This window comes from Enterobacter sp. CP102, from assembly GCF_025152625.1.
GTDB classification, from domain to species: Bacteria; Pseudomonadota; Gammaproteobacteria; order Enterobacterales; family Enterobacteriaceae; genus Enterobacter; species Enterobacter soli.
In genome coordinates this window covers 1318849-1334389 of the sequence record NZ_CP104014.1, presented here as the reverse complement: position 1 = coordinate 1334389, position 15541 = coordinate 1318849, and the positions used below count along the sequence as shown (strand labels likewise).

The following is a 15541-nucleotide window of genomic DNA, read 5'->3' as shown; positions in this document are numbered from 1 at the left end:
TTCAGTAAAACAGAATATTTATTTCTGATCTGATCGATTATTGTTGATCTCCTTCACGGTTTGCCGCCCTTTCCTGGATAGAATGACCATGCTTTCAATTACTGAAAGGAAAATACACATGGAAAACAACAATCGATTAATGCCCCATATAAGGCGGACAACTCATATTATGATGTTTGCCCACCGTAACTGCTTCGATTTTCATCTCTTTAATGCCCGGTAGTCCTTCGACTTCTGGCGCATCTGCTTACAGGTTATTCTAAAAAACCTTACTTTACAGGCTACTGCCTGTGAACACGTGCGCTCATTTCTCTTGTTCCAGGCTCTTCCGTAGCCGGACGGACTGGATTTAATTCTGTAAAAAGCAATTAACTGATTTTTTATCAGAGGTCAGGCTTTGCTTTTTATTCCGGTAAATTATCGATTTTTTTCTTGCGAAGAATCGAAGGCCTCCTATTGCCTAAAATAAAGAGATAAAGATGAAAAGTTTAAAAATTGCTGCCAGCCGTTCATGTCCTGATTGCTTTACCACCACGCGCGAAATGGTGGATGTGAGTGCTTCTGATTATATTGATGTTGCAGCCGTAGTTTTAGCCATCAGCGATATTTCCAGTGGTGCTATAGAAGAAATAGAAGCAACGGGATTTGGGATCCCCGTCTTTATTGCCACACATAAAGAAGAAATTGTTCCGGCAGAATATTTGTCCCGTATTCAGGGTGTTTTTGAATGCTCTGACACCAGCAATGATTTCTATGGCCGTCAGCTTGAGGCCGCCGCACAAAAGTACGAAACCCAGCTGCGTCCGCCGTTCTTCCGTGCCCTGGTAGACTACGTCAAACAGGGTAATAGCGCGTTTGACTGCCCAGGTCATCAGGGTGGCCAGTTCTTCCGCCGTCATCCGGCCGGAAATCAGTTTGTTGATTTCTTTGGCGAAACGCTGTTCCGTTCAGATCTGTGCAACGCAGATGTGGCCATGGGCGATCTGCTGATCCACGAGGGTGCCCCGTGTATTGCCCAGCAACATGCCGCAAAAGTGTTTAATGCCGATAAAACCTACTTTGTGCTGAACGGCACGTCATCATCAAACAAAGTGGTTTTAAACGCCCTGCTGACACCTGGCGACCTGGTGCTGTTCGATCGTAATAACCATAAATCCAACCACCACGGAGCGCTGTTACAGGCCGGTGCAACGCCGGTTTATCTGGAAACAGCACGTAATCCGTACGGTTTTATTGGCGGGATTGATGCGCACTGCTTCGAAGAAAGCTATCTTCGCGAGCTGGTCGCCGAAGTCGCTCCGGGCCGCGCCCGTGACCAGCGCCCGTTCCGACTGGCGGTGATCCAGCTTGGTACTTACGATGGCACCATTTATAACGCCCGTCAGGTGGTGGATAACATTGGCCACCTGTGTGATTACATCCTGTTTGACTCTGCGTGGGTGGGCTACGAGCAATTTATCCCGATGATGGCCGACTGCTCGCCGCTGCTGCTTGAGCTGAACGAAAACGATCCGGGGATCCTGGTCACTCAGTCCGTGCATAAACAGCAGGCTGGCTTCTCGCAAACCTCGCAGATCCACAAAAAAGACAGTCACATCAAAGGCCAGCAGCGCTATGTGCCGCATAAGCGTCTCAACAACGCCTTTATGATGCACGCCTCCACCAGCCCGTTCTATCCGCTGTTTGCGGCGCTGGACATCAACGCCCGGATGCATGAGGGCCAGAGCGGTCGCAACATGTGGATGGATTGCGTGGTCACGGGTATCGAAGCACGCAAACTTATTCTGCAAAACTGCCAGTTCCTGCGTCCGTTCGTGCCGGAAACCGTAGATGGCCGCCCGTGGGAAAGCTGGGATACGGCAGAAATTGCCACTGACCTGCGCTTCTTCCACTTTGTCCCCGGCGAAAACTGGCACGCCTTTGAAGGCTATGCCGAGCATCAGTACTTTATCGATCCGTGCAAACTGCTGCTGACCACGCCGGGCATCAATGCCCGTACCGGTGAGTACGAGGATTTCGGCGTCCCGGCAACCATTCTTGCGAACTTCCTGCGTGAAAACGGCATTGTCCCGGAAAAATGCGACCTGAACTCCATCCTGTTCCTGCTGACTCCGGCAGAGGATATGGGCAAATTGCAGCAGCTTGTGGCTCAGCTGGTGCGCTTCGAAAAACTGCTCCAGACCGATGCGCCGTTAAAAGAGGTGCTGCCATCGATTTGTAAGCAATACCCGGAACGCTACGCCGACTATTCCCTGCGGCAGATTTGCCAGGAAATGCACGACCTGTATGCGCGTAATAACGTGAAGCAGCTGCAAAAAGAGATGTTCCGTAAGTCTCATTTCCCGCGCGTGGTGATGTCACCCCAGGACGCTAACTATGCCTATCTGCGCGGTGAGGTGGAGCTGGTGTCCCTGCGCGATGCCGAAGGCCGTATTGCCGCCGAAGGCGCCCTCCCTTACCCACCAGGCGTACTGTGCGTTGTGCCGGGCGAAGTCTGGGGCGGTGCAGTGCTGCGCTACTTTGCCGCGCTGGAAGAAGGGATCAACCTGCTGCCAGGCTTTGCGCCAGAGCTTCAGGGCGTGTACGTGGAAGAGTGTGACGGCCGCAAACACGTTCGCTGTAACGTCATCAAGCAACCTGCCGCTCAGCCGTCGTTGCTGAAAGGAGAAAAATTATGAGTAAGTCTAACAAAATGGGCGTGGTGCAGCTGACCATCCTCACCATGGTAAACATGATGGGGTCGGGAATTATCATGCTGCCTACCAAGCTCGCAGAAGTCGGTACGATCTCGATTATCTCCTGGCTGGTGACCGCCGTTGGCTCAATGGCGCTGGCGTGGGCCTTTGCCAAGTGCGGGATGTTCAGCCGGAAATCAGGCGGCATGGGTGGGTATGCAGAGTATGCCTTCGGCAAGTCGGGCAACTTTATGGCCAACTATACCTACGGTGTGTCGTTGCTGATTGCCAACGTGGCGATTGCCATTTCGGCTGTCGGTTACGGTACAGAGCTGTTCGGTGCCACGCTCAGTCCGGTACAAATCGGTATCGCCACCATTTGTGTATTGTGGATCTGTACCGTTGCGAACTTCGGTGGTGCGCGCATCACCGGGCAGATCAGCAGTATCACTGTCTGGGGGGTGATCATCCCGGTGGTGGGATTGTGTATCATCGGCTGGTTCTGGTTTAGCCCTACGCTGTATGCCAACTCCTGGAACCCGCACAATGTACCGTTCTTTACTGCGGTGGGGTCATCTATCGCCATGACGCTGTGGGCATTCCTCGGTCTGGAATCTGCCTGTGCGAATGCCGAAGTTGTCGAAAACCCGGAAAAGAACGTCCCGATTGCCGTACTGGGCGGTACGCTGGGCGCTGCCGTTATCTACATCGTTTCAACCAACGTGATTGCCGGGATTGTGCCTAACATGGATCTCGCCAATTCCACCGCGCCGTTCGGGCTGGCCTTTGCGCAGATGTTTACCCCAACCGTCGGCAAAGTGATCATGGGGCTGATGGTGATGTCCTGCTGTGGCTCACTGCTCGGCTGGCAGTTCACTATTGCGCAGGTGTTTAAGTCATCCGCAGATGAAGGTTATTTCCCGAAAATCTTCTCCCGCGTGACGAAAGCAGATGCGCCGGTGCAGGGCATGTTAGCGATTGTTATCTTCCAGAGTGGTTTGTCGCTCATGACCATCAGCCCGTCGCTGAACAGCCAGTTCAACGTGCTGGTAAACCTGGCGGTAGTCACGAACATCATTCCGTACATCCTGTCGATGGCGGCACTGGTGATTATTCAGAAGGTGGCGAAAGTCGATCCGGGCAAAGCCAGAGTGGCCAACATCGTGGCGCTGATTGGGGCGATTTACAGCTTCTATGCGCTCTATTCGTCTGGCCAGGAAGCGATGCTATACGGCGCGATGGTGACCTTTATGGGCTGGACGCTGTACGGTCTGGTATCGCCGAGATTTGAATTGAAGAATAAGCATAGTTAAAAAAAAGCCCGGTGGCGCTAGCGCTTACCGGGCCTACGATCGCTGTTGTAGGCCGGGCAAACGCAGTACCGCCCGGCACACAAACCGCACTTACGCGTTTTTCAGCACTTCGCTGACAATCTCCACCGCTTCTTTCTCAATCAGCTTACGGTGTTCGTCGCCGAGGAAGCTTTCACAATAGATTTTGTACGCATCTTCCGTACCGGACGGACGCGCGGCGAACCAGCCGTTGTCGGTCATTACTTTCAGGCCGCCAATAGACGCACCGTTACCCGGTGCTGCCGTCAGGCGCGCAGTGATAGGATCACCGGCCAGCGTGTTAGCGCTTACCATTTCCGGGGACAGTTTAGACAGTGCGGCTTTCTGCGCAGAGGTCGCTGACGCCTGGATACGGTTGTAGCTTGGCGCACCAAAACGTGCAGCCAGCTCATTGTAGTGCTCCTGCGGGTTTTTCCCGGTTACGGCAGTAATCTCTGCCGCCAGCAGACACATAATGATGCCGTCTTTGTCGGTGGACCATGGCGTGCCGTCAAAACGCAGGAAGGATGCACCCGCGCTCTCTTCGCCGCCAAAGCCGAAGCTGCCGTCATGCAAGCCATCAACGAACCATTTGAAGCCAACCGGTACTTCCACCAGCTTGCGGCCCAGCGCGTCAACCACACGGTCAATCATCGCAGAGGACACCAGCGTTTTACCCACGGCAACATCGTTGCCCCACTGTGGACGGTGCTGGAACAGATAGTTGATCGCTACCGCCAGATAGTGGTTCGGGTTCATCAGCCCTGCCGGGGTGACGATACCGTGACGGTCGTAATCCGGGTCGTTAGCAAACGCCAGATCGAATTTGTCGCGCAGCGCCAGCAGGCCAGCCATTGCGCATTCAGAGGAGCAGTCCATACGGATAGCGCCGTCTTTATCCAGATGCATAAAGCGGAAGGTCTGATCGACGTGATCGTTCACGATGGTCAGATCCAGCTTGTAATGCTCTGCGATACGTTTCCAGTATTCGATACCAGAGCCGCCGAGCGGATCCACACCCAGTTTAAGGCCTGCTTTCTGGATAGCCGCCATATCGACGATATCCGCCAGCCCTTCAACAAATGGCTGCACCAGATCCTGCTCTTTCACATGACCAGACGCCATCGCGGCATCCAGAGAAATGCGTTTCACACCTTTCAGACCATCTGCCAGCAGGGCGTTAGCACGATCTTCCACCACTTTGGTGACGTTGGTATCAGCCGGGCCGCCGTTAGGTGGATTGTATTTGATACCACCGTCTTCCGGCGGGTTGTGGGATGGCGTGATAACAATACCATCAGCCAGCGCACCACCTTTTTTGTTGTGCACCAGAATCGCGTTGGACACCGCCGGCGTTGGGGTAAAGCCGTTGTTTTCCTGCACAATGACGTCTACGCCATTGGCGGCCAGCACTTCCAGTACGGAAATAAATGCAGGCTCAGACAAGGCGTGGGTATCTTTCCCTACATAGCACGGACCAGTAACGCCATTTTTAGCGCGCTCTTCCGCGATGGCCTGGGCAATGGCCAGAATATGCGGTTCGTTAAAGCTGTGGCGCCCCGCGCTACCGCGGTGGCCAGATGTACCAAACTTCACTGCGTGTTCCGCGTTGCCTACCACCGGCTTCAGCACATAGTACTGAGCGGTCAGTTGGGCGACGTTAATCAAATCGCTTTGTTGTGCAGGTTGGCCTGCACGGCTGTGATTTGCCATTGCCTGGTCCTTCTTATGCAAGGGTTAAATTGTACCGCAAACCTTTTCAATCAATTCCGCCGGGAACTGCATGGACTGCATGATGTGTTCGACCATGCTGCACTTGCGCCCGGTGTTGGTATTGGTGATCACCCAATACGGGGTACCAGCCACGTGTTTGGGTTTGGTTTGATTGCCATTTTGCAACAGCGTCTGCTCGTCGCCCGCAAAATAGACGCGAGTACGACCATGCAGCGACTCGGTCGCTTCAGCAAACGCTTTGTTATCCAGTGAGTAGAGTGTAGACAGCACCAGCATAAAGCGGTTAACCGCTTTCTTCTGTTCTGCATACTCATCAGAGAGCAGTAGTTCGCGCATCGCACGAACTTTATCTTTCGCAGGTGTCATGGCAGGTTTGGCTTGCACCACAACGCTCGGCTGGGACACGACATCTTTCGCGACAGGAGTGACAGGCTGTGAGGCGGCGGAAATTTTAAGCATACGCCGTAAAATGTCGGACGCGCTCTCCCCGATATGCCGCGTTTGGCTGGCGATATACTGATAGAGTTCGTCATCAACTTCGATTGTTTTCATCTTAATCCAGTGCGATATCTTATCTGAATACAAGTCGTTGGGATTATAAGGTCAAATCCCAACAGCGGATAGCGTCAAGCCAGGTTGGCGGCAAAAGTCAGATTAAACTGGATCCTTGCAGCCGGGCGGCAGAATGGTCAACATGATACCCTAACCTGACATACGTAAAAAAAGAACTTTGCCATGAAATTGAATACCCGAGCGCAATCTGCACAATCGCCGAACAATAATTCTCCCATCGTACTGGTTCACGGTCTTTTTGGCAGCCTGGATAACCTGGGTGTACTGGCGCGGGATCTGGTTAGCGATCACGATATTTTGCAGGTGGATATGCGTAACCACGGTCTTTCCGGGCGCTCGCCAGAGATGACGTACGCCGCAATGGCGCAGGATCTTCTGGATACGCTGGATGCCAATCACCTCGAAAAGGTGACGCTGATCGGGCATTCAATGGGAGGCAAAGCCGTTATGGCACTGACCGCGCTCGCGCCGGAACGCATTAGCGGCCTGGTGGTGATTGACGTTGCCCCGGTGGATTATGACGTGCGTCGCCACGATGAGATCTTTGCCGCTATTAATGCGGTGACCGACTCAGGTGTTTCCACACGCCAGCAGGCCGCGGCCATCATGCGCGAACATCTTAATGAAGAAGGCGTGGTGCAGTTTCTGCTGAAATCCTTTGTCGACGGCCAGTGGCGCTTCAACGTGCCGGTGCTGTGGGATCAATATTCAGAAATCGTCGGCTGGCAGCCGGTTCCGGCCTGGCAACACCCTACCCTCTTTGTGCGCGGTGGTAATTCACCTTATGTCACCGAAGCCTGCCGTGATGAATTGCTCAGGCAGTTCCCCGAAGCACGAGCTCATGTGATCGCCGGTGCCGGGCACTGGGTTCACGCTGAAAAACCGGAAGCCGTGCTTCGCGCTATCCGTCGCTATCTCTCTGATACTGCAAATTGATTAAAAAGTCAGCGACCGGAAGCCTGCGGGCTTCCAGTCGTTGGCGTGCCGATGTGGGTGATGTATGATGGCGCGCTTATCGCCCGGGCAATAGCAGGGCGGCTTGTTTTCCCCCGAAGTCTCAAAATCATGGCCAAAGAACAAACGGACCGCACGACAATAGATCTGTTCGCGAATGAGCGTCGCCCGGGACGACCCAAGACAAATCCGCTTTCGCGCGATGAACAGCTGCGTATTAATAAACGCAACCAGCTTAAACGCGATAAAAATCGTGGGCTTAAGCGTGTCGAACTGAAACTCAACGCCGATGCCGTTGATGCACTCAACGAGCTTGCCAGCGCCCGTGATATCAGCCGCAGCGAGCTGATTGAAGAGATGTTGATCGCGCAACTCGAAAAATTGCACAGCAAGGCATAAGTCAGAAAACTCCCTTTCTCACCTTTTTCATGTAGCACAGAGTGCAGTCCTGCGTGATAGCTGTTTCCGCAGGGTTGTCTGTTCTGCTATTATTGCCCTTATCCGTGGACAAATTGCGCCACCATACCATTAAGTTTCAAGAGGTTATTTTACTCATGGCAATCATCGGCATTTTCTTCGGCAGTGACACCGGCAATACCGAAAATATCGCAAAAAACATTCAAAAACAGCTCGGTAAAGACGTTGCCGATGTGCATGACATTGCCAAGAGCAGCAAAGAAGATCTCGAAGGCTATGACATCCTGCTGCTGGGTATTCCGACCTGGTACTACGGTGAAGCACAGTGCGACTGGGACGATTTCTTCCCGACGCTGGAAGAAGTTGATTTCAACGGTAAGCTGGTTGCACTGTTCGGTTGTGGCGATCAGGAAGACTACGCAGAATACTTCTGTGACGCGCTGGGCACCATCCGCGACATCATTGAACCACGCGGCGCGGCTATCGTGGGTCACTGGCCAACGGCGGGTTACCACTTCGAGGCCTCTAAAGGCCTGGCCGACGACGATCACTTTGTGGGTCTGGCTATTGATGAAGACCGTCAGCCTGAACTGACCGCAGAACGCGTTGAAAAATGGGTTAAGCAGGTCCGCGAAGAACTGAACCTGGACGACATCCTTAACGCCTGATAATGAGCGGCGCAGCTTCGGTTGCGCCCGCTTGACCGGGTCAAACCGATTAAATTAATTGCTACAAACTTTTAACTTTTTCGCTCAGACCTGTACAATATCCCCCTGGCAATACGTGGGTGCTATCGAACAAGTTTGTTGGTGATACCACGTTTTTATAAGCATACTTTGCTTGAGACTTGCAGTTTTCATTTAGACATGGCAGTTCTATAATGATACGCATTATCCCAAGTGCATTCTCTGTCACTTCTTCCTTAGAAGTGAATCGTTTAGCAACAGGACAGATTCCGCATGACTGACAACAATACCGCATTAAAGAAGGCTGGCCTGAAAGTTACGCTTCCTCGGTTAAAAATCCTTGAAGTGCTTCAGGGACCAGACAATCACCATGTCAGTGCGGAAGACCTTTACAAGCGTCTTATCGACATGGGTGAAGAAATTGGGCTGGCGACCGTTTATCGCGTGCTGAACCAGTTTGATGACGCGGGCATTGTTACCCGTCATAACTTCGAAGGCGGTAAATCTGTTTTCGAACTGACCCAGCAGCACCATCACGATCACCTGATCTGCCTCGACTGTGGCAAGGTCATTGAATTTAGTGACGACTCTATCGAAGCGCGCCAGCGTGAAATCGCGGCCCGTCATGGCATCCGTCTGACCAACCACAGCCTGTACCTGTACGGCCACTGTGCGGAAGGCGATTGCCGCGAAAATGATCACGCGCACGACGCGAAGTAAGTACTCTTTTCATACTCTGAGCCAGCCGAAAGGTTGGCTTTTTTTTGCGCCAAAAAGCCCGGTGACGCTGCACTTACCGGGCCTACGGGTTATGACACCTTTGTAGGCCCGGTAAGCGCAGCGCCACCGGGCGTAGTGCAATTCTTATTTATTGTTGTTGCGGATCTCTTTCCAGATCTGATCGCAACGCTTCGCCACTTCCTGATCGTTTCCGGTTTTACGCGCCTGGATACAGGCCTGGTAATCCATCACGCGGACGTTTTCCTGAGTGGCGAACTGCTCATGCGCCTTCTCTTTCTTCAGCACATTAAGCACGCTCTGGCAGGCTTCGATTTTTTCTGGCGAGCCTTCAGCGGTATTAATACAGGCGCTGTAAGCCTCTTTCAGACGTGAGTCCTCTTTTGGTGCCTGAGTCTGCACACAAGCCACCAGCCCCGATGCCAGCATCGCGACGATTATGATTTTTTTCATCATTTTCAGTCTCCATTCCGGCGGGACTTAACCCGCCGGTCTGTTCATCAGAAGATTGTGAACGGGGCAATCACCATGAATTTCACGTCACGTTCATCCTGGAAGATGTTGCCGTAACCGCCCGCGTAACTTGGGATATCGGAGTGGTTGTCGTACTGAGTGAAGTGCAGTTTGAACATCGTGCCTTTCGCGCGACCATCCTGAAGGGTGTAAATCGCATCCAGGCTGTAAGAGGACTCTTTCAGACGATAGTTCGGATCGTAGTACGCGTCTGGTGTGGCCATATCGCCCGGTTTTGCATCCCATGCATAAGCGTACGAAGCCCCCACCGCCCAGCCTGGCAGATTCCAGTTTTTCAGGTCATACATGGCGCCGAAGAAGACAGCCTTTTCGCCATCGGCGTTGAAGTCTGAACGGTTATCCCACCAGATATCCAGACGACCGTTAGAGGACGCGTAGGTTGGGGTCATACGTTGAAGGAAGTAGCCCTGCTGGCCTTCGGCCTTCACCCATGTCCCTTCAAGACGTAAATCGACCTGGCCCACTTTGTAGCCGAAGGTTAACGCCTGTAACCACGCCGTGCCGTCGTAAATATCGTTGACCGTACCGCTGCTGGCTTTGTCGCGCGTACCGTAGAACTGATAGCTGGTGCTTAATGGGCTGCCAGCAATATCAAACTTGTAGCTTGCTTTGGCAAAATACTGGTCGATATAGCCTTCAGCCTGACCAAATGCGGCTTCAAGAACCAGGTCGTTTTTGAAATCGTACTTCGCGCCCAGCGAGTGAAGATAATCAACTTTGGTTTTTTTATCGTTCTGGTAGAACTTATCCATCTCGATATGCCACGGCGCTTTGTACTCGTTGGTCCACATATACGAGAAGCTCAATGCACCTGCATCGCCGTAGTCAAAATTCGCGCCGGCTTCTGCGCCCTGATAAGTACCAGGCATAAAGCTCCAGTGCGGCGCTAACAGCGTTTGTCCGGTTGGCTGAATATAACCTGCACGTGCCCATACCGGGCCATATTTGAATTTCGCAGCGGCCTTATACAGGCTGACTCCGCTTTTATCCCCTGACCAGTCTTCTTTATACGCTTTGTTGCTGGAAGAGAATGCGATTTCGTTCGGGTGGCCGCTGTCGCCATTTTCTGCCATTTCAATTGCGGTGAATGCCGCAATATCCAGGCCGAACATATCGGCGGCATAACCAGACTGGAAATCCAGGTTGGCGTTCCAGGTGGAGTGAGAAAGGTTGGTTTTGTATTTGTCTTCGGTGACGTCTTTACGGTCACGTTCACGCTGCCAGTAATAGATACCGCCCGTGAGAGTAGAATCATCGATGAAACCTGCCGCTTTAGCTTCTGGCGCGACAACCAGGCCCGACATTGCTGTCACACCGGCAATAGCCAGCGCCAGCGCACTACGTTTGCCACTGAACGTACGCATAGATTATTCCTCTTTGACGAATTAAAACGCCTAAAACGGCGAAAATATAAAAGACCAAAAGGTCAGGGGTAGTTAGAAATACCCTCGAATTAACTACCGTCTTTAGGTTATTTTTCGCGACGCGAATTATCAATGCTTTTTAGCAGCCAAAAGTCAGGATTATGACGAAGTGCACATAATTGGTAGTGATTTGTAACATTTCGCGCGAAGCGAGATTTCACGGGGGAAAGCGATTAAATTCAGAGGCTAATAAGAGTGGTTTGCGTTTATTTCCACCGGTTCTGCCTTTCCGTAATTCAACAAACTTTTTTTGAGAAAAATAAGTAGCTGCTCATTGACCTGTCTATTTCTCTATATCACTTTCGCCATGCCGTTAATGGCATGATCATTAAATAAAAAAAACGCCGCAATAAGCGGCGTTTGTTTCTCATTGACCAGGCAAGCGTTATTATTCGCCGACTTTCGCCCAAGTATCACGCAGACCCACAGTACGGTTAAATACTGGTTTTTCTGCGGTGCTGTAACGGCTGTCCAGGCAGAAGTAACCTTCACGCTCAAACTGGTACGCTTTACTGATTTCAGCGTCTTTCAGTGAAGGTTCCGCAAAGCCCTGCTTGATCACCAGAGATTCCTGGTTGATGGTTGCCAGGAAGTCATCCGCCGCACCTGGGTTAGGTACGCTGAACAGACGGTCGTAAAGGCGGATTTCAACCGGCAGCGCGTGTGCTGCGCTCACCCAGTGGATAACGCCTTTCACTTTACGGCCATCAGCCGGATCTTTGCTCAGGGTCTCTGCATCATAGGTACAGAAGATAGTGGTGATATTGCCTTCTGCATCTTTCTCTACGCGTTCAGCTTTGATCACGTAGGCGTTACGCAGACGCACTTCTTTACCCAGCACCAGACGCTTGTACTGCTTGTTGGCTTCTTCGCGGAAGTCAGCACGGTCGATCCAGATATCCGCGCTGAATGGCACGTCACGGCTGCCCATTTCCGGTTTGCTCGGATGGTTAGGCATGGACACCAGCTCGCTTTCACCCTGCGGGTAGTTTTCGATAACCAGTTTAACCGGATCGATAACAGCCATCGCACGTGGCGCGTTTTCGTTCAGATCTTCACGGATGCAGGATTCCAGAGAGGCAATCTCAATGGTGTTATCCTGCTTGGTGACGCCGATACGTTTGCAGAACTCGCGAATGGACGCAGAGGTATAACCACGACGACGCAGGCCAGAGATGGTCGGCATCCGCGGGTCATCCCAGCCTTCAACGTGCTTGTCAGTGACCAGCAGGTTCAGCTTACGCTTGGACATCACGGTGTATTCCAGATTCAGACGAGAGAACTCATACTGACGCGGATGCACAGGAATGGTGATGTTATCCAGCACCCAGTCGTACAGACGACGGTTGTCCTGGAATTCCAGCGTACACAGTGAGTGAGTGATCCCTTCCAGCGCATCGCTGATGCAGTGGGTGAAGTCGTACATCGGGTAGATGCACCACTTGTTGCCCGTCTGATGGTGTTCCGCGAACTTAATGCGGTACAGCACCGGGTCGCGCATCACGATGAACGGTGACGCCATATCGATTTTAGCACGCAGGCAGGCTTTGCCTTCTTCGAAACCACCGGCACGCATTTTTTCAAACAGCGCCAGGTTCTCTTCTACGCTGCGGTCGCGGTATGGGCTGTTTTTACCCGGCGCGGTCAGCGAGCCGCGATATTCACGGATTTCGTCGGCAGAAAGCTCGTCGACGTACGCCAGACCTTTATTGATAAGCTCTACTGCGTAAGCAAACAGCTGATCGAAATAGTCAGAGGAGTAGCAGATATCGCCAGACCAGTTGAAGCCCAGCCATTGCACGTCGTTCTTGATGGACTCAACGTATTCGATGTCTTCTTTTACTGGGTTGGTGTCATCGAAACGCAGGTTGCACTGCCCTTTATAGTCTTGCGCAATGCCAAAGTTCAGGCAGATGGATTTTGCATGACCAATATGCAGGTAGCCGTTCGGCTCCGGCGGAAAACGGGTATGAATTGTGGTGTGCTTACCACTGGCCAGATCTTCATCGATGATCTGACGAATAAAGTTACTCGGGCGGGCTTCAGCCTCACTCATCGTAGGTTCCTCAAAGCGTAAACAACGTATAACGGCATATGATCTTATAAGCAGGGCGCAGTGACAACCCTTTAAAACGTCCAGGACGTAAATAATGGGGGCAAATGCTGCAAAAAAAAGCGGCGGAGGATAACCCCCGCCGCTTAAGGCATGACTCTACTCAGGAGCGATTACTTGCCTTTAATCTCATACAGTGGTGTCTGGCCTGCAACCACCTGACCTTTCGCCTGAAGCACCAGGCCGCTGAAGTCGTCGATGTTGCTGCACACCACCGGGCTTATCATGGAGCGTGCATTGGCGTTCAGGAAGTCCAGATCCATTTCCAGAATCGGCTGGCCTGCGACCACTTCTGCACCCTCTTCCACCAGGCGGGTAAAGCCTTTACCGTTCAGCGCGACGGTATCGATGCCCATGTGGACGACGATTTCCGCGCCTTTTTCGGTTTCAAGGCAGAACGCATGGTTGGTGTTGAAGATTTTCACAATCGTACCGGCTGCCGGAGATACCACGGTTTTTTCCGTTGGTGTCACCGCCACACCGTCACCGACAGCTTTGCTGGCGAAGGCTTCATCAGGAACCTGCTCAATGGCAACCACTTCACCGGTCACTGGGGAAACCAGTGCAGCAATGGTGGTTGCGTTTGGTACAGCCTGAGGTTTTGCCGCCGCTGGCGCCGCTGCTGCTGGAGCAGAGGTTGCTGCCGCTGCCGCTACCGGCCCGGTGGTTTTCATGGCGTTAGCAATTTTTTCTGCCACGAAGCCAACGATAATCTGCACGCTGGTTTTGTTCAGACGGATAACACCGGATGCACCCAGGCGTTTTGCCAGCGCTTCGTTCACCAGGGAAGAGTCTTTTACGTTCAGACGCAGACGGGTGATGCACGCATCGATACCGGTCAGGTTGTCAGAGCCACCGACAGCAGCGATGTACTGACGCGCCAGACCTGCAACGTCCTGGTCTTTATCCGCGCTCACATTCACGTCCTGACCATCCGCTTCGCTACCGGCAACAGCCAGTTCACGACCCGGGGTCATCAGGTTGAATTTGGTGATAGTGAAACGGAACACCACGTAGTAGATAGCGAAGAACACCAGACCTTGTGGGATCAACATCCACCAGTGGGTCGCCAGCGGATTACGGGAAGAAAGCACCATATCCACCAGACCCGCACTGAAGCCGAAACCGGCAATCCACTGCATACTTGCGGCGATGAACACGGAGATACCGGTCAGCACGGCGTGGATCACATACAGTACTGGTGCCACGAACATGAAGGAGAATTCCAGCGGCTCGGTGATACCAGTGAAGAAGGCTGCGAACGCACCCGCCATCATGATACCCAGCACTTTCGCTTTGTTCTCTGGACGCGCGCAGTGGTAGATAGCCAGCGCTGCACCCGGCAGGCCGAACATCATGATTGGGAAGAAGCCCGCCTGGTAACGACCGGTGATACCCACAACCGCTTTACCTGCTTCGATGGACTGTGCGCCACCCAGGAAGTTAGGAATATCGTTAATACCGGCAACGTCGAACCAGAATACGGAGTTCAGCGCGTGGTGCAGACCAACCGGGATCAACAGACGGTTGAAGAACGCATACACGCCCGCACCGACAGAACCCAGTTTCTGAATGTGCTCACCGAAGTTCACCAGACCATCAAAGATAACCGGCCAGATGTACATCATGATGAATGCGACAGCAATCATCAGGAAGGAGGTCAGAATCGGCACCAGACGGCGGCCGCTGAAGAAGGACAGCGCTTTTGGCAGCTCAACGCCGCTAAAGCGGTTGTACAGTTCCGCAGAGATGATACCGACGAGGATACCCACGAACTGGTTTTCAATTTTCCCGAATGCGGCAGGAACCTGATCCAGAGGGATTTTCTGAATCATGGACACCGCTGCTGGGGAGCAGAGGGTGGTTAACACCAGGAAACCGACAAAGCCGGTCAGCGCAGCTGCACCGTCTTTATCTTTGGACATACCATAAGCCACACCAATCGCGAACAGGACTGACATGTGATCGATAATGGCGGAGCCCGATTTAATAAACAGCGCTGCCAGAGCGTTATCACCGCCCCAACTTACCGGGTCAATCCAGTAACCGATACCCATTAATATCGCTGCGGCAGGCAGCGTGGCAACCGGCACCATAAGCGCGCGGCCAACCTTTTGTAAATAACCTAGAATACTCACTTTCTTCCCCCTATGAGACCCCGTTTAAGGCACGTTCTCAGCTGTGTTTTTATTGTGTCACTAACCTATAACAACGGTTGATGATTCACTGGCATTCTGAGTGTGTGAAAAATTAATTCGTATCGCAAATTAAACACGTATTTTTTGTGATTTTTGTCACCAAATATCGTTATTAACCCTCCCTTTCACTGGCTAACAGTGAAAACTTATTTTATCATTCAAAA

Annotated in this window: 14 protein-coding genes; 8 read left to right on the top strand and 6 right to left on the bottom strand. The window is 52.4% G+C overall.

Going from position 1 to position 15541, the window contains the following annotated elements:
* Window positions 1-118: 118 nt before the first annotated feature.
* From speFL to potE, 3 genes are all read left to right on the top strand, one after another.
* The gene (gene speFL, locus N1249_RS06240) at window positions 119-223 is read left to right on the top strand and encodes a leader peptide SpeFL (RefSeq protein WP_003858645.1); all 105 of its coding nucleotides are present in this window, start codon (window positions 119-121) and stop codon (window positions 221-223) included.
* 256 nt (window positions 224-479) lie between these two features.
* Window positions 480-2678: an ornithine decarboxylase SpeF gene (gene speF, locus N1249_RS06235; RefSeq protein ID WP_259835492.1), complete on the top strand. Its 2199-nt coding sequence runs from the start codon at window positions 480-482 to the stop codon at window positions 2676-2678.
* Window positions 2675-3988 (top strand): putrescine-ornithine antiporter, encoded by a 1314-nt coding sequence (potE, locus tag N1249_RS06230; protein WP_217186153.1) that lies wholly within the window; start codon window positions 2675-2677, stop codon window positions 3986-3988. Before speF ends, potE begins: the two co-directional genes overlap by 4 nt.
* 90 nt (window positions 3989-4078) lie before the next feature.
* On the opposite strand, the gene pgm is transcribed toward potE, so the two are convergent.
* Both pgm and seqA read right to left on the bottom strand, forming a co-directional pair.
* Window positions 4079-5719 carry a phosphoglucomutase (alpha-D-glucose-1,6-bisphosphate-dependent) gene (pgm, locus tag N1249_RS06225; protein WP_259835488.1) on the bottom strand — a complete coding sequence of 547 codons (1641 nt, stop codon included), beginning with the start codon at window positions 5717-5719 and terminating at the stop codon, window positions 4079-4081.
* Window positions 5720-5743: 24 nt separating this feature from the next.
* Complete coding sequence (gene seqA, locus N1249_RS06220; RefSeq protein ID WP_259835477.1) at window positions 5744-6292, bottom strand: replication initiation negative regulator SeqA; 549 nt, start codon at window positions 6290-6292, stop codon at window positions 5744-5746.
* A 183-nt stretch (window positions 6293-6475) separates the two neighbouring features.
* Here seqA and ybfF point away from each other — a divergent pair, with 183 nt between their 5' ends.
* The 5 genes from ybfF to fur all read left to right on the top strand — a co-directional run bounded on the left by ybfF (window position 6476) and on the right by fur (window position 9090).
* A complete protein-coding gene (gene ybfF, locus N1249_RS06215; protein WP_259835474.1) occupies window positions 6476-7249 on the top strand; it encodes an esterase in 774 nt (257 codons plus the stop codon).
* A gap of 129 nt (window positions 7250-7378) precedes the next feature.
* Window positions 7379-7666 (top strand): LexA regulated protein, encoded by a 288-nt coding sequence (gene ybfE, locus N1249_RS06210; protein ID WP_041162017.1) that lies wholly within the window; start codon window positions 7379-7381, stop codon window positions 7664-7666.
* Window positions 7667-7821: 155 nt separating this feature from the next.
* The gene (gene fldA, locus N1249_RS06205) at window positions 7822-8352 is read left to right on the top strand and encodes a flavodoxin FldA (protein WP_003858653.1); all 531 of its coding nucleotides are present in this window, start codon (window positions 7822-7824) and stop codon (window positions 8350-8352) included.
* A gap of 212 nt (window positions 8353-8564) precedes the next feature.
* Window positions 8565-8651: a ryhB-regulated fur leader peptide gene (locus tag N1249_RS06200; RefSeq protein WP_182063536.1), complete on the top strand. Its 87-nt coding sequence runs from the start codon at window positions 8565-8567 to the stop codon at window positions 8649-8651.
* A complete protein-coding gene (fur, locus tag N1249_RS06195) occupies window positions 8644-9090 on the top strand; it encodes a ferric iron uptake transcriptional regulator (RefSeq protein ID WP_014069352.1) in 447 nt (148 codons plus the stop codon). The genes N1249_RS06200 and fur overlap by 8 nt, the downstream gene beginning before the upstream one ends.
* A gap of 144 nt (window positions 9091-9234) precedes the next feature.
* On the opposite strand, the gene chiQ is transcribed toward fur, so the two are convergent.
* From chiQ to nagE, 4 genes are all read right to left on the bottom strand, one after another.
* The gene (chiQ, locus tag N1249_RS06190; RefSeq protein ID WP_259838003.1) at window positions 9235-9561 is read right to left on the bottom strand and encodes a ChiQ/YbfN family lipoprotein; all 327 of its coding nucleotides are present in this window, start codon (window positions 9559-9561) and stop codon (window positions 9235-9237) included.
* A gap of 47 nt (window positions 9562-9608) precedes the next feature.
* Window positions 9609-11006 carry a chitoporin ChiP gene (gene chiP, locus N1249_RS06185; protein WP_014069350.1) on the bottom strand — a complete coding sequence of 466 codons (1398 nt, stop codon included), beginning with the start codon at window positions 11004-11006 and terminating at the stop codon, window positions 9609-9611.
* A 448-nt stretch (window positions 11007-11454) separates the two neighbouring features.
* A complete protein-coding gene (glnS, locus tag N1249_RS06180; RefSeq protein WP_014069349.1) occupies window positions 11455-13122 on the bottom strand; it encodes a glutamine--tRNA ligase in 1668 nt (555 codons plus the stop codon).
* Window positions 13123-13292: 170 nt separating this feature from the next.
* Window positions 13293-15317, bottom strand: coding sequence for an N-acetylglucosamine-specific PTS transporter subunit IIBC (nagE, locus tag N1249_RS06175; RefSeq protein WP_259835470.1), 2025 nt, complete (start codon window positions 15315-15317; stop codon window positions 13293-13295).
* Between the last annotated feature and the right edge of the window lie 224 nt (window positions 15318-15541).

What these genes read in the sequence shown, in the direction of transcription:
- potE (WP_217186153.1), top strand. Translation starts at nt 2,675, where the DNA reads ATGAGTAAGTCTAACAAAATGGGCGTGGTGCAGCTGACCATCCTCACC.
- glnS (WP_014069349.1), bottom strand. Translation starts at nt 13,122, where the DNA reads ATGAGTGAGGCTGAAGCCCGCCCGAGTAACTTTATTCGTCAGATCATC.
- N1249_RS06200 (WP_182063536.1), top strand. Translation starts at nt 8,565, where the DNA reads ATGATACGCATTATCCCAAGTGCATTCTCTGTCACTTCTTCCTTAGAA.
- chiQ (WP_259838003.1), bottom strand. Translation starts at nt 9,561, where the DNA reads ATGAAAAAAATCATAATCGTCGCGATGCTGGCATCGGGGCTGGTGGCT.
- speFL (WP_003858645.1), top strand. Translation starts at nt 119, where the DNA reads ATGGAAAACAACAATCGATTAATGCCCCATATAAGGCGGACAACTCAT.
- ybfE (WP_041162017.1), top strand. Translation starts at nt 7,379, where the DNA reads ATGGCCAAAGAACAAACGGACCGCACGACAATAGATCTGTTCGCGAAT.
- seqA (WP_259835477.1), bottom strand. Translation starts at nt 6,292, where the DNA reads ATGAAAACAATCGAAGTTGATGACGAACTCTATCAGTATATCGCCAGC.
- ybfF (WP_259835474.1), top strand. Translation starts at nt 6,476, where the DNA reads ATGAAATTGAATACCCGAGCGCAATCTGCACAATCGCCGAACAATAAT.
- speF (WP_259835492.1), top strand. Translation starts at nt 480, where the DNA reads ATGAAAAGTTTAAAAATTGCTGCCAGCCGTTCATGTCCTGATTGCTTT.
- fur (WP_014069352.1), top strand. Translation starts at nt 8,644, where the DNA reads ATGACTGACAACAATACCGCATTAAAGAAGGCTGGCCTGAAAGTTACG.
- chiP (WP_014069350.1), bottom strand. Translation starts at nt 11,006, where the DNA reads ATGCGTACGTTCAGTGGCAAACGTAGTGCGCTGGCGCTGGCTATTGCC.
- fldA (WP_003858653.1), top strand. Translation starts at nt 7,822, where the DNA reads ATGGCAATCATCGGCATTTTCTTCGGCAGTGACACCGGCAATACCGAA.
- pgm (WP_259835488.1), bottom strand. Translation starts at nt 5,719, where the DNA reads ATGGCAAATCACAGCCGTGCAGGCCAACCTGCACAACAAAGCGATTTG.